This window comes from Pseudomonas sp. BIOMIG1BAC (assembly GCF_001705995.2).
GTDB classification, from domain to species: domain Bacteria; phylum Pseudomonadota; class Gammaproteobacteria; order Pseudomonadales; family Pseudomonadaceae; genus Aquipseudomonas; species Aquipseudomonas sessilinigenes.
The window spans coordinates 6,898,379-6,922,957 of record NZ_CP049045.1 but is presented as its reverse complement, the minus strand read 5'-3'; the positions used below and the strand labels follow the sequence as shown (position 1 = coordinate 6,922,957).

Genomic DNA, 24,579 nt, shown 5'->3' with positions numbered 1-24,579 from the left:
CCTGAGGCAATAAAAAAGCGAATGCAGGATCGCTCCTCCATTCGCTGTTTCAACTCACCGTCGTCGCCCGAGTTTTCGAAGGCCAGGGCGACGGCGGTGGCAAATTCTGGGGAGCGCCGCGGTGCCTGTCAACGTACCGGGCGCGCCTCTTGCCGCTCCATCCTGTCGGGGTGGAGGGCCACCTCTCCTTTAACTTTCCACAGGACATCTGGATGAGCAGGCCGAACTCACTTGCCGCTTCCGAGACGCTGGCGGCCCTGGCGGCCTACAAGAGCGGCTTTTTCAACATTGGCCTGTTCTCGGCAGTGATCAACCTGCTGATGCTGGCGCCGGCCCTGTACATGCTGCAGGTCTATGACCGGGTATTGGCTTCGGGCAATCAGATGACCCTGCTGATGCTGACGCTGATGATCCTCGGCCTGTTCGGCTTGATGGGGGCGTTGGAGTGGGTGCGCAGCCAGGTGGTGATCCACCTCGGTACGCAGATGGACATGCGCTTGAACCAGCGGGTGTACGATGCGGCGTTCGAGGCCCAGCTCAAGGGCAGCCCGCAGGCGGCCGGGCAGGCGCTGAACGACCTGACGGCGCTGCGCCAATTCGCCACCGGCAACGCCTTGTTCGCCTTCTTCGATGCCCCGTGGTTCCCGGTGTACCTGCTGGTGATCTTCCTGTTTCATCCCTGGCTCGGGTTGCTGGCCCTGGGCGGCGCGCTGCTGCTGGTGGCGCTGGCCTGGATCAACCAGCGTATCTGCCAGGCACCGTTGGCCGAGGCCAGCCAGTTGTCCATCCTGACCAGCCAGCAGGCTTCGGCCAACCTGCGCAACGCCGATGCCATCGAGGCCATGGGGATGCTCGCGGCCTTGCGCGAGCGCTGGTTTGCCGGGCACCAGGCGTTTCTTGCCCAGCAGAACCTGGCCAGCGCCAAGACCGCGACCATCAGTGCCTGGTCCAAGGGCGTGCGCATGGCCTTGCAATCCCTGGTCCTGGGCCTGGGTGCCTGGCTGGCGGTGCAGGGGCAGATCACTCCGGGGATGATGATCGCCGGCTCGATCCTGATGGGCCGGGTGCTCAGCCCCATCGATCAGTTGATTGCGGTATGGAAGCAGTGGAGCTCGGCGCGCTTGGCCTACGAACGGCTGGCGCAGTTGCTGCAGGAAAATCCGCCGCGCCCCGTGCGCATGAGCCTGCCGGCACCCAAGGGGCAACTGGATATCGAGCAGTTGAGCGCCTGTGCCCCGGGGCGACGGCGCCCGGCCCTGGCCAACCTCGGGTTCACCCTGGCGGCAGGCCAGGTCCTGGGGGTGATCGGCCCCTCTGGTTGCGGTAAATCCACGTTGGCCCGCTTGCTGGTCGGGGCCTGGACGCCGCTGACCGGCAAGGTGCGCCTGGATGGTGCGGACCTCGCTCAATGGGACAAGCGGCAACTGGGCCCGCATATCGGCTACCTGCCCCAGGACATCCAGCTGTTCGCCGGCAGCATTGCCGAAAACATCGCACGGTTTGCCCAGGTGGACTCGGACCAGGTACTGCAAGCGGCGCAGATGGCCGGGGTGCATGAACTGATCCTGCAGATGCCCCAGGGCTACGACACGCGTTTGGGTGAAGGGGGAGCCGGCCTGTCCGGGGGGCAGCGCCAGCGTATCGGCCTGGCCCGTGCCTTGTACGGCTTGCCGGCATTGATCGTGCTCGATGAGCCCAACTCCAATCTGGATGAGGCCGGCGAGCAGGCACTGTTGCAAGCCATCGCCCAGCTCAAGCAGTTGCGCCGGACCCTGGTGCTGATCACCCATAAACCCAATGTGCTGACCCTGACCGACCAGTTGATGATCCTGCGCGAGGGGCAGTTGCAAGCATTCGGCCCTACCGCCCGGGTGCTGGAAGCCAGCCACAAGGCCAAGGCCGCCCCACCGGCGTCACCTGTGAGCAATCCGGTGGCCAATCTGAACATGAGTTATCGCCTGGGCATGGCCGGCGGGGAAGGTAGAAAAGCATGAAGGCAGCGTTATCCACAGGCCATGCCAGCGCAGGCGAACCCTTGGTGGCCGGCAAGGTGCTGGTGCTGGACGACAGGAAATACTCCCGGCTGGGTTGGCTGTTGGTGCTGGCCGGTTTCGTCGGTTTCCTCGGCTGGGCCGCACTGGCGCCCCTGGACAAGGGGGTGGCGGTGTCGGGCAAGGTCATGGTCTCGGGGCATCGCAAGACCGTACAGCACCAGAGCGGCGGGATCGTCGAGCGCATCGAGGTCAAGGAGGGGCAGCGGGTCGGTGCCGGGCAAGTCCTGCTGCGGCTCAACGAAACCCCGTTGCGTGCCCAGATGCAGTCCTTGCGCAGCCAGTACCTGGGGTCCCTGGCCAGCGAGGCGCGCCTCAACGCCGAGCGCGAGGGTACGCCCCAGATCACCTTCGACCCCCAGCTACTGGCCTTGGCGGGCGAGCCGGAAGTAGCCGCCAGCCTGACCCTGCAACGGCAGTTGTTCGACAGCCGGCGCCAGGCCCTGGCCATGGAGCAGCAGGGGATTGCCGAAACCATCGCCGGCTCCGAGGCGCAGCTGCGCGGTACCCGGGATTCCCAGGCCAGCAAGGTGCAGCAGCGCCAAGCCTTGAACGAGCAGCTGCAAGGTTTGCGCGAGCTGGCCCGGGATGGCTATATCCCGCGTAACCGGCTGCTGGACAGCGAGCGTTTGTATGCCCAGGTCGAGGGGGCGATCGCAGAAGACTTTGGCCGGATCGGTTTGCTGCAGCGCCAGATCCTCGAACTGCGCCTGCGCATCCGCCAGGTCGGCGAGGACTTCCAGAAAGACCTGCGCAGCCAGTTGGCCGATACCCGTATCCGCACCGAGGACTTGCGCAATCGGCTGGCCTCCGCGGAGTTCGACCTGGCCAACAGCCTGGTCCGGGCGCCGGCTGCCGGCGTAGTGGTGGGCCTTGAGGTGTATACCGAGGGCGGGGTGATCAAGCCGGGCCAGCCGTTGATGGACATTGTGCCCCAGGACGAACCGCTGCTGGTGGAGGCGCGGGTACCGGTGCAACTGATCGACAAGGTGCATCCGGGGCTGGCGGTGGAATTGATGTTCCCGGCGTTCAACCAGAGCACCACGCCAAGGGTGGCGGGGGAGGTGACCCTGGTGTCCGCCGATCGCCAGGTGGATGAGCGTACCGAGGAGCCTTACTACACCTTGCGCGCCACGGTCAGCAGCCAGGGCATGCAGCAGTTGCAAGGCCTGCAGGTTCGCCCGGGGATGCCGGTGGAAGCCTTTGTCCGTACCGGCGAACGCTCGATGCTCAACTACCTGTTCAAGCCCTTGCTGGACCGTAGCCACATGGCGCTGGTGGAAGAATGAGCCGCGCTGGACGATACCTGCTCCTGCTGGGGTTGCTGCTGGCGCCTGAAGTCCGGGCGCTGGGGCTGCTGGCAGCCTACGACCTGGCCTTGCGCAATGACCCGACCTTCCAGGCGGCGATCAAGGAGCGCGATGCCGGGGAGGAGAATCGCGCCATTGGTCGGGCCGGGCTGCTGCCGAGCCTGTCCTGGAACTACAACAATTCGCGCAACCGCTCGCAGGTGACCCAGGAAACCCTGCGTGGTGATCTCACCAGCAACCGTGACTATCGCAGCTACGCATCGACGCTGACCTTACAGCAACCCTTGCTGGACTACGAAGCCTATGCGCGCTTTCGTCAGGGCGCGGCCCAGGCACTGTTCGCCGACGAGCGCTTTCGCAGCAAGAGCCAGGAGTTGGCCGTACGCCTGCTGGGTGCCTATAGCCAGGCATTGCTGGCCCAGGAGCGTATCGAGTTGAGTGGCGCGCAGAAGCGCGCCTTTGCCGAGCGCTTGCAGCTCAACCAACGGTTGCTCAAGAGTGGTGAAGGTACCCGGACCGATGCGCTGGAAACCCAGGCCCGCCTGAGCCTGGCACTGGCCGAGGAAATCGAGGCGCGGGACCAGCAGGATGCCGCCCTGCGCGAGTTGCAGGCCATCGTTGGCGAGCCGTTGCAGATCGACGAGCTGGACCCACTGGTCCGCCAGTTCCAGATCCGGCCGTTGCTGCCCAACCGCTTCGAGACCTGGCGTGAGCTGGCCATGGCCAACAACCCGCAGCTGGCCTCCCAGCAGCAGGCCCTGCGGGCGGCTGAGTATGAGGTGGAGCGCAAGCGTGCCGGGCACCTGCCCAAGGTCAGCCTGTACGCCAGCAGCCGCCAGACCCGCTCCGACTCCGAGAGCTCCTACAACCAGCAGTACGACACCAACACGGTCGGTATCCAGGTCAGCCTGCCGCTGTTCGCCGGAGGCTCGGTGTCGGCCTCGACCCGCCAGGCGGCCAGCCAGCTGTCCCAGGCGCAGTACGAGCTGGATGCGCAAACGGCCACTACCCTTAACGAACTGCGCAAGCAGTTCAACCTCAATACCAGTGCCGCAGCGAGGGTCCAGGCCTATGAGATGGCGGTGGACTCGGCCCAGGCCCTGGTGGCCGCGACCCAGAAAAGCGTGCGCGGTGGTGAACGGGTCAACCTCGATGTGCTGGACGCCGAGCAGCAACTGTTCAGCGCCCGCCGCGACCTGGCCGATGCCCGGCATGCCTACCTGCTGGCGCGTATCCAGCTCAAGTACCAGGCTGGCCTGCTCAACGAGCAGGACATGGTGCAACTGGCCGACTACTTCCACCCGACCCTGTAGCCGCTGACGAGCCCGCGAGGCTGCGACAAGGCCCGCAGGGCCTTCAATGACGGCCGCTGACAGAATGAAAACGGCCGTCACGAGGACGGCCGTTGGTGGGGCTATGGATCAGCGGCGGGTCAGCAGGACCCCGGATTCCATGTGGTGGGTCCAGGGGAACTGGTCGAACAGCGCGCAGCGCTCGATCCGGTGGGTGTCGTGCAACTGGGCAATGTTGGCCGCCAGGGTTTCCGGGTTGCAGGAGATGTACAGGATGTTGTCGAAGCGCCGGGTCAGCTCGCAGGTGTCCGGGTCCATGCCGGCCCGTGGCGGGTCGACGAACACGCTGCCGAACGCGTAGCTCTTCAGGTCCACCCCTTGCAGGCGGCGGAACGGCCGCACTTCATTGAGGGCCTCGGTCAACTCCTCGGCGGACAGGCGCACCAGGGTGACGTTGTCCACGGCGTTTTCGCTGAGGTTGCTCAGGGCGGCGTTGACCGAGGTCTTGCTGATCTCGGTGGCCAGCACCTTGCGCACCCGGGTGGCCAGGGGCAGGGTGAAGTTGCCGTTGCCGCAGTACAGCTCCAGCAGGTCATCCTGGCGTTCGCCCAGGGCGGCATAGGCCCAGTCGAGCATCTTCTGGTTCACCGTGCCGTTGGGCTGGGTGAAGGCGCCTTCGGGCTGGCGGTAGCTGAAGCTGCGACCACCGACTTCCAGGCGTTCCACCACGTAGTCCTGGCCGATGACTTCACGCTTGCCCTTGGAGCGGCCGATCACGCTGACTTTCAGCTCGGCGGCCAGCTGGCTCGCGGCCTGGTGCCAGTGCTCGTCCAGCGGGCGGTGGTAGCACAGGGTGATCATCGCATCGCCGGCCAGGGTGGTGAGGAACTCCACCTGGAACAGCTTGTGGCTCAGGGCGTGGCTGGCTTGCCAGGCGGCCTTGAGCTGCGGCATCAACTGGTTGATGCGCTGGCTGGCGATGGGGAACTGCTCGATCAGGATCGGCGTGCGCTTGTCCTCCTGGGAGAACATCGCGTAGTGGCGCTCGCCCGCTTCGCGCCACAGGCGGAACTCGGCGCGCAGGCGGAAGTTCTGCAGCGGCGAGTCGAAGACCTGGGGCTCGGGCGCATCGAAGGGGGCCAGCAGGCCACGCAAGCGCGTGACCTTTTCCTGCAACTGGGTGTTGTAGCTTGCGGCGTCGAAAGTCATGCGGGGTAGCCCAGCTTGATCACGAACAGGATCGACAGGATCACCAGGGGCGCGTTCAGCTCACGGGCACGGCCCGACAGTAGCTTGATCACGGTCCAGGCAATGAAACCGAAGGCGATGCCATTGGCGATGGAATAGGTGAACGGCATGGCCAGGGCGGTGACCACCACGGGAGCGGCGACCGTGATGTCTTCCCAGTCGATTTCCGCCAGGCCCGAGGTCATCAGCACGGCGACGAACAGCAGTGCCGGTGCGGTGGCGAAGGCTGGAACGCTGGCCGCCAGCGGCGAGAAGAACAGTGCCAGCAGGAACATGATCGCCACCACGATGGCGGTCAGGCCGGTGCGGCCGCCAGCGCTCACGCCTGCTGCGGATTCGATGTAGCTGGTGGTGGTCGAGGTGCCCAGCAGGGAACCGGCCATGGCCGCGGTGCTGTCGGCGATCAGGGCCCGGCCCATTTTCGGCATGTGGCCGTCCTTGCCCATCAGGCCGGCGCGCTTGGCCACGCCGATCAGGGTGCCGGAGTTGTCGAACAGGTCGACGAACAGGAAGGCGAAGATCACGCTGATCAGGCCGATGTCCAGGGCGCCCTTGATGTCCAGTTGCAGGAAGGTTGGGGCCAGGGACGGAGGCATTGAGGTCACTCCGCCGAACGGAGTAACGCCCAGCAGGATGGACACCACGGTCACCGCGAGGATGCCGATCAGCACCGCGCCACGCACTTTCAGGGCTTCCAGGGCGACGATCAGGGCAAAACCCAGGGCCGCGAGGATAGGGGCCGGTTTGCTCAGGTCGCCCAGGCCGACCAGGGTCGACTCGTTGCCCACCACGATCTGCGCGTTATGCAGGGCGATCAGCGCCAGGAACAGGCCGATACCGGCGGCAATCGCCGAGCGCAGGGGCAGGGGGATGCTGTTGATGATCCATTCGCGGATGCGGAAGATCGACAACAGGAAGAACAGCACCGCCGAGATGAACACCGCACCCAGCGCCACTTGCCAGGTATGGCCCATGTGCAGGACCACGGTGTAGGTGAAGAAGGCGTTCAGGCCCATGCCGGGTGCCAGGGCGATCGGGTAGTTGGCGATCACGCCCATGACGGTGGAGCCGATGGCCGCCGCCAGGCAGGTGGCAACGAACACCGCGCCTTTGTCCATGCCGGTCTCGCCGAGGATGCTCGGGTTGACGAAAAGAATGTAGGCCATGGCCAGGAAGGTGGTAACGCCCGCAAGTATCTCGGTGCGCACGTTGGTGTTGTGTGCCTTGAGTTGAAACAGCCTTTCCAGCATGTCTGCTCCCCGTGGCGCCGCCAGGCGCCGTGAATGTATCGACTCCAACAGCAAAGCACAGACTGCCTGATGCGCCTGTGGATTTGCCTTGGGTCGGGAAAAGCCGCGCATCATACCAGCAGCGTGGGCCAATGGCTGCGATCGTCGTCGATGTTTTGCCGGGCTGGCAAGTAGCGCATACTGCGGCCTGATTTCGAGGGGGGATTTATGCGCAGTACAGTGAAAATGACCGCCTTGGCGCTGCTGGGAGCCGCGGCCTGTTGGTTCGCCAGCTCGGCCATGGCCCGCTCGGCTCCGCCCTTGAGCCAGGTGGAAATCCTCAAGGTGCTGTCGCCAGCCTGCGGGCTGGAGGATGTCTCCGACGGTCGCGAGCGGACCCAGTGCGAGCATCACGGGCCGGGCATCAAGGTCTACGTGCTGGAGATCGGCTACGGCCGCGAGCCCTACGTGACCCTGGACGGCCTGGAGGTCGACGGGACCCGGACCCCGGTGTGCGAAGACGGCTCCACCTATGTGCCCTGCGAGACCGGTGGGATCACCGCCGGCTACCTCTATATCTTCGACCTGGCCGACAAGCAGGAAGGCACCTTCCGTTTCACCAACACCTCGATCAATGCGCCGGGCAACACCATGAGTGCGCAGATCTACATCAAGTAGGTCGCAGCCGACGACGGGCTCGATGGTGGGCTCCAGGTATTGCATTTGGCCTTGGCTGCCAACCCGATCCGGGCCTTGTCTGTTCCGGCGTACTCCAGCCGGGCAGGTTCAGATCGGCTGGCTCAGTCACCTAACCTGCCCGGGTTGGCTCCGTTTGCGGCTCGTGCATCCGGTCGCGCCTGGCCAGGGTCGGGAACAGCTTGATCCAGGTCCCGGTCACCACCAGCGTACCGACCCCGCCCAGCACCACCGCCGGCACGGTGCCGAACCAGTGGGCCGTTAGCCCGGACTCGAACTCCCCCAGCTGGTTCGAGGCGCCGATGAACAGGCCGTTCACCGCGCTGACCCGACCGCGCATTTCATCCGGGGTTTCCAGTTGTACGAAGGAGGCGCGGATCACCATGCTGATCATGTCCGCCGCGCCCAATACCACCAGCACTGCCAAAGAGAACCAGAACGAGGTGGACAGGCCGAAGGCGATGGTCGCCACGCCGAACACCCCGACGGCGGTGAACATCACCCGTCCGACCTTGCGCTCGACACTGAAGCGCGCCAGCCACAGCGACATCAGCAAGGCACCCACCGCCGGCGCCGAGCGCAGCAGGCCCAGGCCCCAGGGGCCGGTCAGCAGGATGTCCTTGGCGAACACCGGCAACAGCGCGGTGGCGCCACCGAGCAATACGGCGAACAGGTCCAGGGAAATGGCCCCGAGGATATCCGGGCGGCTGCGGATGAAGCGAATGCCTGCCAGCAGCGAGTCGAGGGTGGCCTTGCTTTTGTTCAGGGCGGCCTGGCGGGCAGGCAGGTTGAGCATCAACAGGCAGGCGATCACGTACAGGATCACGGTCGGGCCATAGACCCAGGCGCTGCCGAAGGCATAGAGCAAGCCGCCCAGGGCCGGGGCGACGATGGTGGCCGACTGTTGGGCGGATTGCGCGGCGGCCACTGCCCGGGGAAACAGCGCGGCGGGCACGATGCTTGGCAGCAGGGCCTGGGTGGTGGGCATCTCGAAGGAGCGCGCGCCCCCGAGCAGGAAGGCCAGGATGAAGATCATTTCCCGGGTGACGCTGTCGGTCAGGCTGCCGATGGCCAGGGACAGGGCGATCAAGGCTTGCAGCGACTGGCAGATGGCGGCCACGCGGCGCCGGTCGTAGCGGTCGGCCACGTGCCCGGTGTGCAGCATGAACAGCACCCGTGGGGCGAACTCCACCAGCCCCACCAGGCCCAGGTCGAGGACGTTTCCGGTCAGTTGGTAAAGATTCCAGCCAATGGCCACAGTGAGCATCTGGAAGCCACTGGCGGTGAAGATCCGGGCTATCCAGAAAGCGATGAACGGGCGGTGGTGACGGAGCAGCAAAGGTTCTGGGCTGGGCATCGGCAGGCAAATCTGAGCGGGGAGTGCAGCGAGGTTACCACCAAGATGTAACCAATAGTTGCGGTCTAGGGGAAATCGTTAGCCGCGCATCTATCTCGTTCCTGGCTCCTTTTTTCGATGAGAGTCCCTGTTGCCGCGGCGCAGGTTCCGGCTGATCGGTTGGACACCGAAGGTCCTGCGGACCTTGTCGCAGCTTCGCGGGCTCAGCAGCGGCTACAGGGATGATGTGTGCTGGAGAAGCGTCGGGAAACCCCGGTCTTGAGAGGGTGAGGCAAGCTGTCACGCGGCAAATAACCACACAGTTGCGCAGCGAATTTAGGACTACTCTTTTAACGTTGATTGATCCAGATCAAGGCCTTTTTCGAGGATTGGTGTGGCGGCCGCGAGGCCAGAATCCCTGCGTAGCGATGGTTTAAAAAGAACGAATCCGAATTCGCCGCACTCCATATCCGTGGGGGCAGTGGGTGCAGGCCTCTGGCCGGCAGCCGGTATTACCTGACAGAGGAAAGCTTATGTTCGGTTTAGAGGCTCTTGATCTCGCCCGAATCCAGTTCGCGTTCACCATCTCGTTCCACATCCTGTTCCCGGCGATCACCATCGGCCTGGCGAGCTACCTGGCGGTGCTCGAGGGCTTGTGGCTCAAGACCCACGACGATACCTACCGCGATCTCTACCACTTCTGGTCGAAGATCTTCGCCGTCAACTTCGGCATGGGCGTGGTGTCCGGCCTGGTGATGGCCTACCAGTTCGGCACCAACTGGAGCCGATTCTCCGATTTTGCCGGGTCTGTCACCGGCCCCTTGCTCACCTACGAGGTGCTGACGGCGTTCTTCCTGGAGGCCGGCTTCCTTGGGGTGATGCTGTTCGGCTGGAACAAGGTCGGGCGCAAGCTGCACTTCTTCTCCACGGTCATGGTGGCTATCGGCACCCTGATCTCGACTTTCTGGATCCTCTCGTCCAACAGCTGGATGCAGACTCCACAGGGCTATGAAATCGTCAATGGCCAGGTGATCCCGGTGGATTGGCTGGCAGTGATCTTCAACCCGTCCTTCCCCTATCGCCTGGCGCACATGGCCGTTGCCGCGTTCGTGGCCACGGCGTTCTTCGTCGGCTCCTCGGCGGCCTGGCACTTGCTGCGCGGGCGGGACAACCCGGCGATCCGGCGCATGCTCTCCATGGCCATGTGGATGGCCCTGATCGTGGCTCCGGTACAGGCTGTGATCGGCGACTTCCATGGCCTCAACACCCTCAAGCACCAGCCGGCGAAGATTGCCGCCATCGAAGGCCACTGGGAAAACGTCGGCAATGAGCCGACCCCGCTGATTCTCTTCGGCTGGCCGGACATGAAGGCCGAGAAAACCAAGTTCGCCGTGGAAATCCCTTACCTGGGCAGCCTGATCCTCACCCACTCCCTGGACAAGCAGGTGCCGGCGCTCAAGGAGTTCCCGCCCGAGGACCGGCCCAACTCGACCATCGTCTTCTGGTCGTTCCGGATCATGGTCGGCCTGGGCATGCTGATGATCTTCACCGGCCTGTGGAGCCTCTGGCTGCGCAAGCGTGACAACCTCTACACCTCGCGGCCGTTCCTGTACCTGGCGTTGTGGATGGGACCGTCCGGCCTGATCGCGATCCTCGCGGGCTGGTTCACCACCGAGATCGGTCGCCAGCCCTGGGTGGTCTACGGCCTGATGCGCACCGCCGATGCATCTTCCGGGCATAGCCTGGTGCAGATGAGCATCACCCTGGCGTTGTTCGTGGTGGTGTATTTCGCGCTGTTCGGTGTGGGTATCGGCTACATGATGCGCCTGGTACGCAAGGGACCTGTGACCAACGAAGGCGCCGAGACCAGCCACGGTGGCCCTGGCCGCAAACGCACGCCGGCCCGTCCGCTCTCCGCGGCCGACGATGACGACCACAGCACCAGCCTGAACAAGGGGAATTGAGTCATGGGTATCGATCTTCCGCTGCTCTGGGCCGTGATTATCATCTTCGGCATCATGATGTACGTGGTCATGGACGGGTTCGACCTGGGGATCGGGATTCTCTTCCCGTTCGTCAAGGACAGCCGCGACCGTGACGTAATGATGAACACCGTCGCCCCGGTCTGGGACGGCAACGAGACCTGGCTGGTACTGGGCGGGGCGGCGCTGTTCGGCGCCTTCCCGCTGGCCTACTCGGTGGTGCTCTCGGCGCTGTACATGCCGCTGATCCTGATGCTGGTGGGGCTGATCTTCCGTGGCGTGGCTTTCGAGTTCCGCTTCAAGGCCAAGGAAGCCAAGCGCCATATCTGGGACAAGGCCTTTATCGGCGGCTCCGCGGCGGCCACCTTCTTCCAGGGCGTGGCCCTGGGGGCTTTCATCGATGGCCTGCCAGTGGTCAACCGCCAGTTCGCCGGCGGCTCGATGGACTGGCTGACGCCCTTCACCCTGTTCTGCGGCCTGGCGCTGGTGGTGGCCTATGCCTTGCTCGGTTGCACCTGGCTGATCATGAAGACCGAAGGCAAGCTGCAGCTGCAGATGCACGACCTGGCGCGGCCGTTGGCCTTCGTCCTGCTGGCGGTGATCGGCGTGGTCAGTATCTGGACGCCCCTGGCCCATGCCGAGATCGCCGCGCGCTGGTTCACCCTGCCGAACCTGTTCTGGTTCCTGCCGGTGCCGATCCTGGTGCTGGTGACCCTGTACGGGCTGCTCCGGGCCGTGGCGCGCAACGCTCACTACACGCCGTTCCTGCTGACCCTGGTACTGATCTTCCTCGGCTACAGCGGCCTGGGCATCAGCTTGTGGCCGAACATCGTGCCGCCGTCGATCTCCATCTGGGACGCCGCCGCACCGCCGCAGAGCCAGGGCTTCATGCTGGTGGGCACCTTGTTCATCATTCCGTTCATCCTGGGATACACCTTCTGGAGCTACTACGTGTTCCGCGGCAAGGTCACCCACGAGGACGGCTATCACTAGCCAGGCACCGCTCCTCGAGAGGAGCGAAGCTTGCTCGCGATGGCGCCCTTGCAGGCGCCATCGCCTCCCTTTTGAAAGGAGCATTCGATGATGGCTGGTAAACATTCATTGCAGGAAATCGAAGAAGCCGAGAAGAAGCCGCTCTGGCAGCGCCTGGGTTGGCTGGCCATGATCTGGGGCGGTAGCGTCCTGGCCCTGTTCCTGGTGGCCAGCCTGATGCGCATGTTCATGAACGCCGCGGGCCTGACCACGCACTGATTTTCATCACCGCTCATCCCATCCCGTGTCTTGCGGCGCGGTTTATAACCCTCCATTGGAGGGTTTTTTTTGACCTGGGCTTGCTGCGTCTTTTCTGTGCAGGAGCAGCCGCTCGGCTCGCGATGAGCGAGAACGCGGTGCTGCAGGCATTTCGCGGGGCTTCATCGCGAGCAAGCTTCGCCCCTACACGGGGAAGGGTGGGGTTACTTGCGGGCCTTGAGGATCACGAACTTGGGTGTGGCCGCCACCTGTTCAACACCGCGGAACAAGCGGGCCAGCTTGCTGTGATAGCCCAGGTGGCGGTTGCCGACGATGTACAGCGCACCGCCCACCACCAGGGCTTCCCGGGCTTGCTGGAACATACGCCAGGCAAGGAAGTCGCCCACCACCTGCTGCTGGTGGAACGGCGGGTTGCACAGCACCACGTCCAGGGATTGCGGCTCCTGGCCGGCCAGGCCGTCGCCGGGACGGATCACGGCTTCGCGCTCGCCAAGCAGCGCCTGCCAGTTCTCCCGGGCCGACTGCACGGCCATGAACGACTCATCCACCAGGGTGTAGCGGGCTTGTGGATTGTCCAGGGCGCTGGCGATGGCCAGTACGCCGTTACCGCAGCCCAGGTCAGCGACCCGGGCATTGCCCAGGTTCTGTGGCAGGTGCGGGAGGAAGGCACGGGTACCGATATCCAGGCCTTCGCGGCAGAACACGTTGGCGTGGTTGAGCAGCTCGATGGCCGGCTTGTCCAGGCGATAGCGGGTTGGGTAGGGCGATGCCAGCGGCGTCCTGGCCTCAACGGTGGCGATCAGCAGGCGGGCTTTCTTCACCGCCAGCGACGCCTGGACCGGGCCGACGTAGCGCTCCAGCAGATCGCCGGCAGCCCGCGGCAGGTGCTTGATCATGGCTGCGGCGACCACCTGTGCCCCGGGCGCCAGTTGGCCTTGCAGGCGGATCAGTTGTTCTTCCAGCAGCGCCAGGGTCTTGGGCACGCGGATCAGGACCCGGTCGAAAGGACCATTCAGCGGCTCGCTGGCCGGTACCACGCGCAGGGCATCGAAGGGCAGGCCGTTGCGTGCCAGGTTCTTCTCCAGTGCCAGGGCCCCGAGGTAGGAATCACCGCTGCTGGTGACCCGGACCTTGCCCAGCAGGCTCGCGGCCAGGGCCCCGAAGCTGTCGTTGAGCACCAGCACGCGGCTCTCCTCGGCCGGTTGCTGCTCGGCCAGGTGGTTGAGCAGGTATTCGTCTGCCGCGTCGAAGGCTTGCAGCGGCTCGTTCTGCTGTTCGGGCTGGCGGATCAGGTCGAGCTGGGCGAAGGGGCTGGCAAGCAGGGGCATGGGGCAAACTCTGGATAAGCGGTGAAAACCTGTCGGCGCGACATGGAGGCTGACAGGAGCCTTTGGACAGCGCTGTTGGGCAGCGCAGGCGGCTGTGTGAGGTGCGGCGATTTTACGGTTTTTCGCCGAGGATTGCCCGTGGTCTATGCCACTACAAACCGCCGGTGTTTCTGCAAGGCGCTTTGCGGGACACTAGGAGCATCGGTTTTGTGGAGTTCGTCATGACTGCCAGTGAAGAAAAGTACACCCGCCAGACCCTGCTCGATGTCCAGCCGTTGACCCCCAGCCTGTTCACCCTGCGCACCACCCGGGACCCGGGTTTTCGCTTCCGTTCCGGCCAGTTCGCCCGCCTCGGGGTGGCCAAGGCCGATGGCACTACGGTGTGGCGCGCCTACTCCATGGTGTCTTCGCCGTTCGATGAGTTTCTCGAGTTCTTTTCCATCGTGGTACCCGGTGGGGAGTTCACCAGTGAATTGAGTCGCCTGGAAGTGGGCGACAGCCTGATGGTGGATCGCCAGGCCTTCGGTTACCTGACCCTGGACCGTTTCGTCGATGGGCGTGACCTCTGGCTGTTATCCACAGGCACTGGTATTGCGCCATTCCTGTCGATCCTGCAGGACTTCGAAGTCTGGGAGAAATTCGAGCGGATCATCCTGGTCTACAGCGTGCGCGAGGCCAAGGAGCTGGCCTACCAGCAACTGCTCGCCGAGTTGCCCCAGCGCGAGTACCTGGCTGAAGTTGCCCACAAGCTGCAGTTCATCAGCACCGTTACCCGCGAACAGCATCCGGGCAGCCTCAACGGGCGCATTACCCAGTTGATCGAGAACGGTGAGTTGGAGCGTGCGGCGGGTCTGGAACTGAGTCCTGAACACTCTCGGGTGATGCTCTGCGGCAACCCACAGATGATCGACGACACCCGGGCCCTGCTCAAGCAGCGGGGCATGAACCTGAGCCTGAGCCGACGCCCGGGACAGGTGGCAGTGGAAACCTATTGGTAGGCCCCCCCCCGTGGCCGCTGCTTCGAGCGGCCACGGGTCGCTACGGCGTGCCTCAGGACTTGTCGTTCTGGGCCTTGAGCAGGTCACGGATCTCGGTCAGCAGGACCTCTTCCTGGGTCGGAACCGGCGGCTCCGCTGGTGCCACGGCTTCTTCGCGCTTCAGGCGGTTGATCACCTTCACGCCCATGAAGATGGCAAAGGCGATGATGATGAAGTCGATGATGCTCTGGATGAATTTGCCGTAGGCCAGAACGACCGCCGGTGCATCGCCTGCGGCCGCCTTGAGGGTGACGGCCAGGTCGGCGAAATTCACCCCTCCGACCAGCAGCCCGATGGGTGGCATGACCACGTCACCGACAAAGGAGGAGACGATCTTGCCGAATGCGGCGCCGATGATGATACCGACGGCCATATCGACCACATTACCTTTGACCGCGAAGGCCTTGAACTCACTTAACACGCCCATAGGTTATTCCCTTGTTACGGATGAGATTGGTTACAGCAGTGTAAGTCAGCAAAAAGCATTTTGCCGACTCAACTTTCTACAGCTCGCGGGTATGACCCATATATCGGTCAAGAGTTTAATCAAAGTGCCATCATTTTCGCGCGCATATACCCCGGCATCGGGGATATAACCAGAACATTCTCTCAATCAAGCGCTTGCGGGCTTTCTATTTAGCTTTCAAATGTTTAGCCACTAGCCTCTAGCAGGCGTATCGAGATACGCCTTATATAACTAGAGGAATTCAACATGACTGCTTCTCTTGGCCTCGGGAGTCTTTCCCAGCGAAGCGTACTGGGCGTACTCGCCGCCAGTATGCTGTCCCTTTCCGTACAGGCCGCCACGCTGACCCGCGACAATGGCGCGGCGGTGGGCGACAACCAGAACTCGCAGACCGCAGGCGCCACTGGGCCGGTGCTGTTGCAGGATGTTCAGCTGATCCAGAAGCTCCAGCGCTTCGACCGCGAGCGTATTCCCGAGCGGGTGGTGCATGCTCGCGGTACCGGCGCCCATGGCACTTTCACCGTCACTGACAACCTCAGCGACCTGACCCGGGCCAAGGTGTTCGCCGCTGGCGAGGTGACTCCGGTGTTCGTGCGTTTCTCGGCGGTGGTGCATGGCAACCATTCACCGGAAACCCTGCGTGACCCACGGGGTTTTGCCACCAAGTTCTACACGGCGGACGGCAACTGGGACCTGGTGGGCAACAACTTCCCGACCTTCTTCATTCGTGATGCCATCAAGTTCCCGGACATGGTCCATGCATTCAAGCCTGATCCGCGTACCAACCTGGACGATGACTCGCGACGTTTCGATTTCTTCTCCCATGTTCCCGAAGCCACTCGCACTTTGACCGAGCTGTATTCAAATTCCGGGACCCCGGCCAGTTATCGAGAAATGGACGGTAATGGCGTGCATGCCTACAAGTTGGTCAATGCCAAGGGCGAAGTGCACTACGTGAAGTTCCATTGGAAGAGTCTGCAAGGGGTGAAGAATCTCGATCCTGAACAAGTGGTCGAGGTACAAGGGCGCGATTACAGTCATATGACCCATGACTTGGTATCCCACATTAATAAAGGGGACTTTCCCAAGTGGGACTTGTATGTCCAGGTAGTGAAACCCGAAGACTTGGCCAAGTTCGACTTCGACCCGCTTGATGCCACCAAGATCTGGCCCGGCATCGCCGAGCGCAAGGTCGGGCAGATGGTGCTCAATCGTAATCCGGCCAATGTCTTCCAGGAGACCGAGCAGGTCGCCATGGCTCCGGCCAACCTGGTACCGGGTATCGAGCCTTCGGAAGATCGCCTGCTGCAAGGCCGGGTGTTCTCCTATGCCGATACCCAGATGTACCGGTTGGGAGCCAATGCCCTGCAACTGCCGATCAACGCACCGAAGGTGGCGGTGAACAATGGCAACCAGGACGGTGCCATGAATCTGGGGCACACCAGCAGTGGAGTCAACTACCAGCCCAGCCGCCTGCTGCCTCGCGAAGAGCCACAGGACGCGCGCTACAGCCAGCTAGCGCTGGCGGGCAGCACCCAGCAGGCGAAGATCCAGCGTGAGCAGAACTTCAAGCAGGCCGGCGACTTGTACCGTTCCTACAGCAAGAAGGAGCGCCAGGACCTGATCGAGAGCTTTGGCCAGTCCTTGGCCGACACCGACGACGAGAGCAAGCACATCATGCTGTCGTTCCTTTATAAGGCCGATCCGGAGTACGGTACTGGGGTGGCCAAGGTGGCCAAGGGCGATCTGGCCCGCGTCAAGGCCCTGGCCGCCAAACTGGTGGACTGACCTCGACCCGCGTCACGCCCCGGGCGTGACGCACCTTCTTTGTAGGTGTTTCTTGAAACAAAGGGAGTCGCACCATGCGCCTGTTCATTTCACTGCTGCTGGCCGTCTGCTCCCTGGGGGCTTATGCGGAACAACCGGGCCCCGCCGACCCGGTAGCGGTCAAGGTCCAGCTGGCCAACTACTATTTCGATGCCGCTCGCCGCGGCGATGTCGAGATCCTCGATACCTTCATCCAGGCCGGTTACTCCCTCGATACCCGTGACGAGAAGGGTTATACCGCGTTGATCCTGGCCGCCTATCACGGCCAGGGAGCGGCGGTGGAGCGCCTGCTGGCCGCCGGTGCCGACGCTTGCGCCCAGGACCTGCGTGGCAACACCGCCCTGATGGGGGCGATCTTCAAGGGTGAGGTGCGGATTGCCCGGCGCCTGATGGCAGCCGATTGCAGCCCCGACCAGCGTAACGCTGCGGGCCAGACGGCAGCCATGTATGCCGGCCTGTTCAAGCGCACCGAACTGCTCCAGGCCCTGGCGGCCAAGGGCGCCGATCTTGAGGCCGAGGATCCGCTGGGCAACAGCGCCACGCGCCTGGCCAGTGGGCAGATCCGCACGGCTACGCCGCGCTGATCGGCGTCAGCTGAGCTATCATCGCGGTTTTTGCCGGGGGTTCAGATGGCCAAGGCCAAGCGCATGTACGGCTGCACCGAGTGCGGTTCCACCTTTCCCAAATGGGCCGGGCAATGCGGTGAATGCGGTGCCTGGAACACCCTGACCGAGACCATGATCGAAAGCGGCGGTGCCGCGGCTCCCGCTGGGCGTACGGGCTGGGCCGGGCAGCAGGCGCAGATCAAGACCCTGGCCGAGGTCAGCGTCGAGGAAATCCCGCGTTTCTCCACTGCATCCGGCGAACTCGACCGGGTGCTCGGCGGCGGCCTGGTGGATGGCTCGGTGGTGCTGATCGGCGGTGATCCGGGGATCGGCAAGTCGACCATCCTCCTGCAGACCTTGTGCAACATCGCTATGCGCATGCCGGCGCTGTATGTCACTGGCGAGGAATCCCAGCAGCAGGTGGCGATGCGCGCCCGGCGCCTGGGCCTGCCCCAGGACCAGCTGCGGGTGATGACCGAAACCTGCATCGAGACCATCATTGCCACGGCCCGGGTAGAGAAGCCCAAGGTGATGGTGATCGACTCCATCCAGACCATCTTCACCGAACAGCTGCAATCGGCCCCGGGCGGTGTATCCCAGGTACGCGAGAGTGCTGCCTTGCTGGTGCGTTATGCCAAGCAGAGCGGCACGGCGATCTTCCTGGTCGGCCACGTGACCAAGGAAGGCGCCCTGGCCGGTCCGCGGGTGCTGGAGCACATGGTGGATACGGTGCTGTATTTCGAAGGCGAGTCCGATGGGCGCCTGCGCCTGTTGCGGGCGGTGAAGAACCGCTTCGGCGCGGTCAACGAGCTTGGCGTATTCGGCATGACCGATCGTGGCTTGAAGGAGGTCTCCAACCCGTCGGCGATCTTCCTCACCCGGGCCCAGGAGGAGGTGCCGGGCAGCGTGGTCATGGCCACTTGGGAAGGCACCCGGCCTATGCTGGTGGAGGTCCAGGCGCTAGTGGATGACAGCCACCTGGCCAACCCGCGCCGGGTGACCCTGGGCCTGGACCAGAACCGCTTGTCCATGCTGCTGGCAGTATTGCACCGCCACGGCGGTATCCCGACCCACGACCAGGATGTGTTCCTCAACGTGGTGGGCGGGGTCAAGGTCCTGGAGACCGCGTCCGACCTGGCGTTGATGGCGGCGGTGATGTCGAGCCTGCGCAACCGGCCGTTGCCCCATGACCTGCTGGTGTTCGGCGAGGTGGGCCTGTCCGGCGAGGTGCGTCCGGTGCCCAGTGGCCAGGAGCGCTTGAAGGAAGCGGCCAAGCACGGCTTCAAGCGGGCCATCGTGCCCAAGGGCAATGCGCCGAAGGAGCCGCCGGCAGGGCTGAAGATCATCGCCGTGACCCGCCTGGAGCAGGCATTGGATGCACTTTTCGAATAACTCGGGCTGTTACTGAAGGGACGCACACGACATGGGCATGACACACATGAAGGACTGGTTGCTGGGGATCGGCTTGCTCTGTGGCTGCAGCCTGGCCCTGGCGCAGCAGGCCGAGGCGCCGCCAGGCTACTGGATCGCGCAACAACTGCCGGTGGGGGATGGCACGACGCTGCAGGTGCTGGAAGACCAACGCATCACCCAGGAGGTCCATGACGAAAACTGGGGCAGCGGCATGGACGCGGACAATCTCCCAGAGGCTGCGGACGGCCAGCCGGCGGAGCCGTTGGAAGCCCAGGCGCGCCTGGTTTCGGACAGTGGCCAGGTGCTAGCGCAGCGGGCCCTGGGTTATCCCTTGGCCAATGTGAAGAAGGCTCCGCTCAGCGGCCTGCCATCGCCGACCTTCTTTTTGTCCATCGACCAGACCGCGCCCCTGGGCAGCTACAGTGGTCCGCTCACCGAGGTCCTGGTGCCGGCGCAGAACCGCCTGGACCCGGTGCCGTGCCAGGATGAGAGTGGCGAGAAGCGGCCGCTGATGTTCAGCCATACCGGCAAGGCGGCCTGGCAGATAGTGCCCGCCAGCGGCGGCGGGACCGAAACCATCCAGCAGGTCTCGTCGGCCTCGACCATGGTGGACGATGAGTTCATCACCACCTATCGCACCTTCCGTTATGTCGATGGACAGTGGACGGCGGTTTCCCGACAACAGCCGGGCTACTGGGACATGGAGCACGACTTCCCCGAGCCCGCGCTGTTTCCCTGATTTGGTGCGGCTGGTCAGATATCGATCAGTGCGCCCAGCTCGCGCTCCAGCTCCTCGGGGTCGCCCAGGTTCAGCTCGATCAGGCGCCGCAGGTGCTCGATGGATTCCAGGCCGATGTGCAGGCAGACGAAGCCCAGTTGGCCATTGTTGTCATGGGCCAATTGCACATCCATGCGCACGTCGGCGTCCTGGCCCAGGTGGATGTCGGCCTCGAAAGGGCGCTTGGGGTCACCCATCCAGGGTGTGGGGCGTTCGATCAGCAAGCCCTTGAGGGACAGGTCCAGCAACTGGACTGGCCAGCGGTAGGTGCCTTGGCTGAGCTCGGTCCTGGCATCGAAGGCGATACGTTTGAAGCGTCGGCGGTCGTCGTGTTGCTCGCTCATGGGCTGGCCCTCTGCATGGTGCACTGACTATAGACCCCGCTGCATGACTGCCGCTACAGCCTGTGCCGCAGGTTGCGAAGCAGTCGCCGCAACGCGGGCGCATGGCGGGCATGGGCAAATGGGGCGTGACGAGGGCAAGCACGCTCCTGGTTGCAGCCCAGGCCACCTCGAGTCGCTATAAAGAAGGCTCTAGACCAACGTGGGGGCTGGTCTTTGGGTGCAGTAGCGCTAAACTCGAAACGCTATCTTTCTGTCCACCCTGGCTGGAATATAAAAATGAAAAACAATAATAGCCCGCTACGCCACCTACCCTGGTTGCTGTTGGCGATAGTCGGAGCCTGCGCCCTTGGCGTCGTTGCATTGCGTCGAGGCGAGGCGATCAACGCCCTGTGGATCGTGGTCGCCGCCGTAGCCATCTATCTGGTGGCCTACCGCTACTACAGCCTGTTCATCGCCAATAACGTGATGCAACTGGACGCGCGCCGGGCCACTCCCGCCGTGCTCAATAATGACGGTCTGGACTACGTGCCGACCAACAAGCACATTCTTTTCGGTCACCATTTCGCAGCCATCGCCGGCGCAGGTCCCCTGGTGGGGCCCGTCCTGGCGGCACAGATGGGCTATTTGCCCGGAACCCTGTGGCTGATCGCCGGGGTGGTGCTGGCCGGTGCCGTGCAGGACTTCATGGTGCTGTTCCTGTCCACCCGGCGTAACGGTCGCTCCCTGGGCGACATGGTTCGCGAAGAGATGGGCCGGATCCCCGGCACCATCGCGCTGTTCGGCTGCTTCCTGATCATGATCATCATCCTCGCGGTGCTGGCGCTGATCGTGGTCAAGGCCCTGGCCGAGAGCCCCTGGGGCATCTTCACGGTAATGGCGACCATCCCGATCGCGGTGTTCATGGGCGTTTACATGCGCTACATCCGCCCGGGGCGCATCGGTGAGATCTCGCTGATCGGCGTGGTCCTGCTGCTCGGCTCCATCTGGCTGGGGGGCCAGGTGGCCGCCGACCCGGTCTGGGGCAAGATGTTCACCTTCACCGGCGTGCAGATCACCTGGATGCTGATCGGCTACGGATTCGTCGCGGCAGTGCTGCCGGTGTGGCTGATCCTGGCACCGCGCGACTACCTGTCGACCTTCCTCAAGATCGGCACCATCATCGCCCTGGCGATCGGCATCCTGATCACCATGCCCGAGCTGAAGATGCCGGCCCTGACCCAGTTCACCGATGGTACCGGACCGGTCTGGAAGGGTGGCCTGTTCCCATTCCTGTTCATCACCATTGCCTGTGGCGCGGTGTCCGGCTTCCATGCGCTGATCTCCTCGGGCACCACGCCCAAGTTGCTGGATAACGAGACCAACGCCCGCTACATCGGCTACGGCGGCATGCTCATGGAATCCTTCGTGGCCATCATGGCCATGGTCGCCGCTTCGGTAATCGAGCCGGGCGTGTACTTCGCCATGAACAGCCCGGCGGCGATCGTCGGCGGTGATGTGGCATCCGTGGCCCAGACCGTCAGCAGCTGGGGGTTCGTCATCAGCCCTGAACAACTGCAGGCCGTGGCCAAGGACATCGGTGAGAACACCATCCTGGCCCGTGCCGGCGGTGCGCCGACCCTGGCGGTGGGGATCGCGCAGATCCTGCACCACGTACTGCCGGGCGAAAACACCATGGCGTTCTGGTACCACTTCGCGATCCTGTTCGAAGCCCTGTTCATCCTCACCGCAGTGGATGCCGGGACCCGTGCCGGGCGCTTCATGCTCCAGGATCTGTTGGGCTCCTTCGTCCCGGCGCTCAAGCGCACCGAGTCCTGGACTGCCAACCTGATCGCGACCGCCGGCTGCGTGGCACTCTGGGGCTACCTGCTGTACCAGGGCGTGATCGATCCGCTGGGTGGCATCAATACCTTGTGGCCGCTGTTCGGTATCTCCAACCAAATGCTGGCCGGTATTGCCCTGATGCTGGGCACCGTGGTCCTGATCAAGATGAAGCGCCAGCGCTACATCTGGGTCACCCTGCTGCCGGCTGTATGGTTGTTGATCTGCACCACTACCGCAGGCTTCATCAAGCTGTTCGACCCAAGCCCGGCGATTGGCTTCCTGTCGCTGGCCAAGAAGTACAACGATGCCCTGGCCGCCGGCCAGATCCTCGCTCCGGCCAAGGACATCACGCAGATGCAGCACGTGATCTTCAACGCCTACACCAATGCGACCCTGACGGCCTTGTTCCTGCTGGTGGTATTCAGCATCCTGTTCTATGCGCTCAAGGTCGGTGTCGCCGCCTGGGGCAACAAGGAACGCACGGACAAGGAATCGCCATACCAGGCGGTACCGGACGCGTAATAGAGGAATGCAGCGATGTTCAATGACTTGAGTCGCCTCGGTAAATACCTCGGTCAGGCCGCACGCCTGATGGTCGGCATGCCCGACTACGACAACTACGTCGAGCATATGCAGACCAAGCACCCGGACAAGCCGGTGATGTCCTACGAGGCGTTCTTTCGCGAACGCCAGGAGGCACGCTATGGCGGCAAGGGTGGTCCGAAGTGCTGTTGAAGCACGATGATTAGATAACACTCCATGCAAGAGCCGGCCCGCCGGCTCTTGCGCTTTCAGGCGTGGGAGATCCCGTTTTGCACAATCCCGTTCCCGTCACCGTCCTCAGCGGTTTTCTCGGTGCCGGCAAGACCACCTTGCTGCGTCACCTGCTCAAGGCCGAGCACGGCTTGAAGATCGCCGTGATCGAAAACGAATTCAGTGATGCCGGTATCGATAGCCAGTTGTTGGGGGACGAACCGGTCCAAGTCATGACCCTGTCCAATGGTTGTGTCTGCTGCACCATCCACACCGACCTGAACAAGGCCCTGTACCTGTTGCTGGAGCGCCTGGACAGCGGTGAGATCGCCTTCGACCGGCTGGTGATCGAATGCACCGGCCTGGCCGACCCGGCACCCGTGGCGCAGACCTTTTTCATTGATGAAGAACTGCGCGAGCGTTATATCCTCGACGGCATCATCACCCTGGTGGATGCCAAGCACGCCGAGTTCCACCTGACCCAGACCATCGCCCAGGCCCAGGTCGGTTTTGCCGATCGATTGTTGGTGAGCAAGCGCGATCTGGTGGACCAGGACACCTTCGAGGCACTCTGCCAGCGCCTGACGCGGATCAACCGCCGGGCATCGATCCATGGAGTGGACCACGGCAATATCGAGCTTTCGCAGTTGCTCGATGTGCGCGGTTTCAACCTCAACGCCGACCTGGGCGGCGGCATCAGCCTGCGCCCGGTGAGCAAGGCACCGTCGGTGGACCGTATCGCCAGCCTGGTGCTGCGCACCGAACAGCCCCTGGACCTGGACCGCTTGAGCGAGTTCATGAACGAGTTGCTGGAAGACCATGGCAAGCAGCTGTTGCGTTACAAGGGGGTGCTGAACGTCATCGACGAGCCCCGGCGCATGGTGTTCCAGGGGGTACTCAAATTGTACGGCTTTGACTGGGACAGCCAGTGGGCCGAAGGCGAAACACGCGAGAGCGTGATGGTGTTCATCGCCGATGACCTTCCGGAGCAGAAGATTCGCGAGGGGTTTGCGCGGATGCTCGCCGGCTGAGTTTTCCCGGGGGCTGGGCAAGATTCTCCAGGCGCTCCTGCAAGCCATCCAGCAAGCGTTGCTGCAGATGTTCCAGGTGCTGCTGCATCAACTGCTCGGCCCGATTGGCATCGCCATCCTGCAAGGCTTCCACCAGCGCCGAATGTTCCTGCCAGGCGCAGTGGTGCCGGGCCCGCCCGGCGAACTGGGCGATAGCCAGGGACGTCAGGGGCACGAGGCTGCCAAGGAACTGGCCCAGCGGTGCGTTGCCGGCGATCTGCGCCAGCTGCAGGTGGAATTCTCCAGACAGGCGGATCGCCGCTCCATGCTGGTTGTGCTCGATGGCCTCCCGTTCCCGGGCCACCCACTGTCGTAGCGGTTGCAGGCGGCTGCGGGGCTGTTGGCAAGCCAGGCGCACCAGGGTGACTTCCACCAGGCGCCTGGCGTGCAGGATCTGCCGGGTGTGCTCCAGGTCCGGAGCGGCGACCTGTGGCCGACGATGGGGCTGCAGGATGATCACTTGCTGGTGTGAAAGGCGTGCCAGCACTTCGCGGATGATGCTGCGACTGACACCGAATGCCTGGCCCAGGCTGTCCTCGGTGAAGCGGCTGCCCGGAGCGATGCGCTGTTCGAGAATGGCATCGAATATCTGCGGATAAACATCGTCCACCAACAGTTTTCTTTCGCTGCGCCGGCGCCGGGGCAGGTGGCTCACCGGGGTGAAGTGCGGGTTTTCCAGGGCGTGGCTGGCCATGGCCTGTCTCCAGTCCAGTTGCTCGAATGAAAGGGGATTACAAGAAGC

The 24,579-nt window shown here is 63.6% G+C and carries 22 protein-coding genes; 15 read left to right on the top strand and 7 right to left on the bottom strand.

All coding sequences use genetic code 11. The features are described from left to right. Positions 1 to 212: 212 nt before the first annotated feature. The 3 genes from ATY02_RS32220 to ATY02_RS32210 are packed head-to-tail and all read left to right on the top strand — an operon-like array spanning position 213 to position 4,674. On the top strand, positions 213 to 1,994 hold the full coding sequence (locus ATY02_RS32220) for a type I secretion system permease/ATPase (protein WP_068576371.1): 1,782 nt from the start codon (positions 213 to 215) through the stop codon (positions 1,992 to 1,994). After that, positions 1,991 to 3,340 (top strand): HlyD family type I secretion periplasmic adaptor subunit, encoded by a 1,350-nt coding sequence (locus ATY02_RS32215; RefSeq protein ID WP_068576373.1) that lies wholly within the window; start codon positions 1,991 to 1,993, stop codon positions 3,338 to 3,340. The genes ATY02_RS32220 and ATY02_RS32215 overlap by 4 nt, the downstream gene beginning before the upstream one ends. Continuing rightward, positions 3,337 to 4,674, top strand: coding sequence for a TolC family outer membrane protein (locus ATY02_RS32210; protein WP_068576375.1), 1,338 nt, complete (start codon positions 3,337 to 3,339; stop codon positions 4,672 to 4,674). The genes ATY02_RS32215 and ATY02_RS32210 overlap by 4 nt, the downstream gene beginning before the upstream one ends. Before the next feature lie 108 nt (positions 4,675 to 4,782). Here the strand turns inward: ATY02_RS32210 and trmA are convergent, their stop codons facing one another. After that, complete coding sequence (gene trmA / locus ATY02_RS32205; protein ID WP_068576377.1) at positions 4,783 to 5,862, bottom strand: tRNA (uridine(54)-C5)-methyltransferase TrmA; 1,080 nt, start codon at positions 5,860 to 5,862, stop codon at positions 4,783 to 4,785. After that, entirely contained in the window at positions 5,859 to 7,151 is a 1,293-nt protein-coding gene (locus ATY02_RS32200) for an NCS2 family permease (RefSeq protein ID WP_068576378.1), read from the bottom strand. Before ATY02_RS32200 ends, trmA begins: the two co-directional genes overlap by 4 nt. Before the next feature lie 207 nt (positions 7,152 to 7,358). Between ATY02_RS32200 and ATY02_RS32195 the strand changes: the two genes are divergently transcribed. Then, positions 7,359 to 7,808 (top strand): DUF4879 domain-containing protein, encoded by a 450-nt coding sequence (locus ATY02_RS32195; protein ID WP_068576381.1) that lies wholly within the window; start codon positions 7,359 to 7,361, stop codon positions 7,806 to 7,808. A gap of 130 nt (positions 7,809 to 7,938) precedes the next feature. Here ATY02_RS32195 and ATY02_RS32190 read toward each other — a convergent pair whose 3' ends face one another. Beyond that, positions 7,939 to 9,183 carry an MFS transporter gene (locus ATY02_RS32190; RefSeq protein WP_068576383.1) on the bottom strand — a complete coding sequence of 415 codons (1,245 nt, stop codon included), beginning with the start codon at positions 9,181 to 9,183 and terminating at the stop codon, positions 7,939 to 7,941. Between the two features lie 512 nt (positions 9,184 to 9,695). On the opposite strand from ATY02_RS32190, the gene ATY02_RS32185 reads away from it, so the two are divergent. From ATY02_RS32185 to ATY02_RS32175, 3 genes are all read left to right on the top strand, one after another. Next, a complete protein-coding gene (locus ATY02_RS32185) occupies positions 9,696 to 11,126 on the top strand; it encodes a cytochrome ubiquinol oxidase subunit I (protein ID WP_068576385.1) in 1,431 nt (476 codons plus the stop codon). 3 nt (positions 11,127 to 11,129) lie between these two features. Next, a complete protein-coding gene (gene cydB, locus ATY02_RS32180) occupies positions 11,130 to 12,137 on the top strand; it encodes a cytochrome d ubiquinol oxidase subunit II (RefSeq protein ID WP_022641127.1) in 1,008 nt (335 codons plus the stop codon). A gap of 90 nt (positions 12,138 to 12,227) precedes the next feature. After that, positions 12,228 to 12,395, top strand: coding sequence for a DUF2474 domain-containing protein (locus ATY02_RS32175; protein WP_068576418.1), 168 nt, complete (start codon positions 12,228 to 12,230; stop codon positions 12,393 to 12,395). Positions 12,396 to 12,598: 203 nt separating this feature from the next. Here ATY02_RS32175 and ATY02_RS32170 read toward each other — a convergent pair whose 3' ends face one another. Then, the gene (locus ATY02_RS32170; protein ID WP_068576386.1) at positions 12,599 to 13,723 is read right to left on the bottom strand and encodes a methyltransferase; all 1,125 of its coding nucleotides are present in this window, start codon (positions 13,721 to 13,723) and stop codon (positions 12,599 to 12,601) included. A gap of 221 nt (positions 13,724 to 13,944) precedes the next feature. Here ATY02_RS32170 and ATY02_RS32165 point away from each other — a divergent pair, with 221 nt between their 5' ends. Next, positions 13,945 to 14,721 carry a ferredoxin--NADP reductase gene (locus ATY02_RS32165; RefSeq protein WP_068576388.1) on the top strand — a complete coding sequence of 259 codons (777 nt, stop codon included), beginning with the start codon at positions 13,945 to 13,947 and terminating at the stop codon, positions 14,719 to 14,721. A gap of 52 nt (positions 14,722 to 14,773) precedes the next feature. Here the strand turns inward: ATY02_RS32165 and mscL are convergent, their stop codons facing one another. Next, the gene (gene mscL, locus ATY02_RS32160; protein ID WP_068576390.1) at positions 14,774 to 15,187 is read right to left on the bottom strand and encodes a large-conductance mechanosensitive channel protein MscL; all 414 of its coding nucleotides are present in this window, start codon (positions 15,185 to 15,187) and stop codon (positions 14,774 to 14,776) included. A gap of 285 nt (positions 15,188 to 15,472) precedes the next feature. Between mscL and katB the strand changes: the two genes are divergently transcribed. From katB to ATY02_RS32140, 4 genes are all read left to right on the top strand, one after another. Further along, the gene (gene katB / locus ATY02_RS32155; RefSeq protein WP_068576392.1) at positions 15,473 to 17,014 is read left to right on the top strand and encodes a catalase KatB; all 1,542 of its coding nucleotides are present in this window, start codon (positions 15,473 to 15,475) and stop codon (positions 17,012 to 17,014) included. 74 nt (positions 17,015 to 17,088) lie between these two features. Beyond that, a complete protein-coding gene (locus ATY02_RS32150; protein ID WP_068576396.1) occupies positions 17,089 to 17,637 on the top strand; it encodes an ankyrin repeat domain-containing protein in 549 nt (182 codons plus the stop codon). A gap of 45 nt (positions 17,638 to 17,682) precedes the next feature. After that, positions 17,683 to 19,050 (top strand): DNA repair protein RadA, encoded by a 1,368-nt coding sequence (radA, locus tag ATY02_RS32145; protein WP_068576397.1) that lies wholly within the window; start codon positions 17,683 to 17,685, stop codon positions 19,048 to 19,050. A gap of 31 nt (positions 19,051 to 19,081) precedes the next feature. After that, on the top strand, positions 19,082 to 19,810 hold the full coding sequence (locus ATY02_RS32140; RefSeq protein ID WP_068576399.1) for a hypothetical protein: 729 nt from the start codon (positions 19,082 to 19,084) through the stop codon (positions 19,808 to 19,810). A 14-nt stretch (positions 19,811 to 19,824) separates the two neighbouring features. On the opposite strand, the gene ATY02_RS32135 is transcribed toward ATY02_RS32140, so the two are convergent. Further along, positions 19,825 to 20,193 (bottom strand): PilZ domain-containing protein, encoded by a 369-nt coding sequence (locus ATY02_RS32135; RefSeq protein ID WP_068576400.1) that lies wholly within the window; start codon positions 20,191 to 20,193, stop codon positions 19,825 to 19,827. A 276-nt stretch (positions 20,194 to 20,469) separates the two neighbouring features. Between ATY02_RS32135 and ATY02_RS32130 the strand changes: the two genes are divergently transcribed. From ATY02_RS32130 to yjiA, 3 genes are all read left to right on the top strand, one after another. Further along, positions 20,470 to 22,536, top strand: a complete 2,067-nt coding sequence (locus ATY02_RS32130; protein WP_068576401.1) for a carbon starvation CstA family protein — start codon at positions 20,470 to 20,472, stop codon at positions 22,534 to 22,536. 15 nt (positions 22,537 to 22,551) lie between these two features. After that, positions 22,552 to 22,749, top strand: a complete 198-nt coding sequence (locus tag ATY02_RS32125; RefSeq protein WP_007937254.1) for a YbdD/YjiX family protein — start codon at positions 22,552 to 22,554, stop codon at positions 22,747 to 22,749. Between the two features lie 77 nt (positions 22,750 to 22,826). Next, complete coding sequence (gene yjiA, locus ATY02_RS32120; protein WP_068576402.1) at positions 22,827 to 23,798, top strand: GTPase; 972 nt, start codon at positions 22,827 to 22,829, stop codon at positions 23,796 to 23,798. On the opposite strand, the gene ATY02_RS32115 is transcribed toward yjiA, so the two are convergent. Further along, a complete protein-coding gene (locus ATY02_RS32115) occupies positions 23,734 to 24,531 on the bottom strand; it encodes a GntR family transcriptional regulator (RefSeq protein ID WP_083235650.1) in 798 nt (265 codons plus the stop codon). The genes yjiA and ATY02_RS32115 overlap by 65 nt on opposite strands. Positions 24,532 to 24,579: the final 48 nt, after the last annotated feature.

Coding starts and splice junctions, on each gene's coding strand:
- ATY02_RS32220 (WP_068576371.1), top strand. CDS start 213: ATGAGCAGGCCGAACTCACTTGCCGCTTCCGAGACGCTGGCGGCCCTG.
- ATY02_RS32215 (WP_068576373.1), top strand. CDS start 1,991: ATGAAGGCAGCGTTATCCACAGGCCATGCCAGCGCAGGCGAACCCTTG.
- ATY02_RS32210 (WP_068576375.1), top strand. CDS start 3,337: ATGAGCCGCGCTGGACGATACCTGCTCCTGCTGGGGTTGCTGCTGGCG.
- trmA (WP_068576377.1), bottom strand. CDS start 5,862: ATGACTTTCGACGCCGCAAGCTACAACACCCAGTTGCAGGAAAAGGTC.
- ATY02_RS32200 (WP_068576378.1), bottom strand. CDS start 7,151: ATGCTGGAAAGGCTGTTTCAACTCAAGGCACACAACACCAACGTGCGC.
- ATY02_RS32195 (WP_068576381.1), top strand. CDS start 7,359: ATGCGCAGTACAGTGAAAATGACCGCCTTGGCGCTGCTGGGAGCCGCG.
- ATY02_RS32190 (WP_068576383.1), bottom strand. CDS start 9,183: ATGCCCAGCCCAGAACCTTTGCTGCTCCGTCACCACCGCCCGTTCATC.
- ATY02_RS32185 (WP_068576385.1), top strand. CDS start 9,696: ATGTTCGGTTTAGAGGCTCTTGATCTCGCCCGAATCCAGTTCGCGTTC.
- cydB (WP_022641127.1), top strand. CDS start 11,130: ATGGGTATCGATCTTCCGCTGCTCTGGGCCGTGATTATCATCTTCGGC.
- ATY02_RS32175 (WP_068576418.1), top strand. CDS start 12,228: ATGGCTGGTAAACATTCATTGCAGGAAATCGAAGAAGCCGAGAAGAAG.
- ATY02_RS32170 (WP_068576386.1), bottom strand. CDS start 13,723: ATGCCCCTGCTTGCCAGCCCCTTCGCCCAGCTCGACCTGATCCGCCAG.
- ATY02_RS32165 (WP_068576388.1), top strand. CDS start 13,945: ATGACTGCCAGTGAAGAAAAGTACACCCGCCAGACCCTGCTCGATGTC.
- mscL (WP_068576390.1), bottom strand. CDS start 15,187: ATGGGCGTGTTAAGTGAGTTCAAGGCCTTCGCGGTCAAAGGTAATGTG.
- katB (WP_068576392.1), top strand. CDS start 15,473: ATGACTGCTTCTCTTGGCCTCGGGAGTCTTTCCCAGCGAAGCGTACTG.
- ATY02_RS32150 (WP_068576396.1), top strand. CDS start 17,089: ATGCGCCTGTTCATTTCACTGCTGCTGGCCGTCTGCTCCCTGGGGGCT.
- radA (WP_068576397.1), top strand. CDS start 17,683: ATGGCCAAGGCCAAGCGCATGTACGGCTGCACCGAGTGCGGTTCCACC.
- ATY02_RS32140 (WP_068576399.1), top strand. CDS start 19,082: ATGGGCATGACACACATGAAGGACTGGTTGCTGGGGATCGGCTTGCTC.
- ATY02_RS32135 (WP_068576400.1), bottom strand. CDS start 20,193: ATGAGCGAGCAACACGACGACCGCCGACGCTTCAAACGTATCGCCTTC.
- ATY02_RS32130 (WP_068576401.1), top strand. CDS start 20,470: ATGAAAAACAATAATAGCCCGCTACGCCACCTACCCTGGTTGCTGTTG.
- ATY02_RS32125 (WP_007937254.1), top strand. CDS start 22,552: ATGTTCAATGACTTGAGTCGCCTCGGTAAATACCTCGGTCAGGCCGCA.
- ATY02_RS32115 (WP_083235650.1), bottom strand. CDS start 24,531: ATGGCCAGCCACGCCCTGGAAAACCCGCACTTCACCCCGGTGAGCCAC.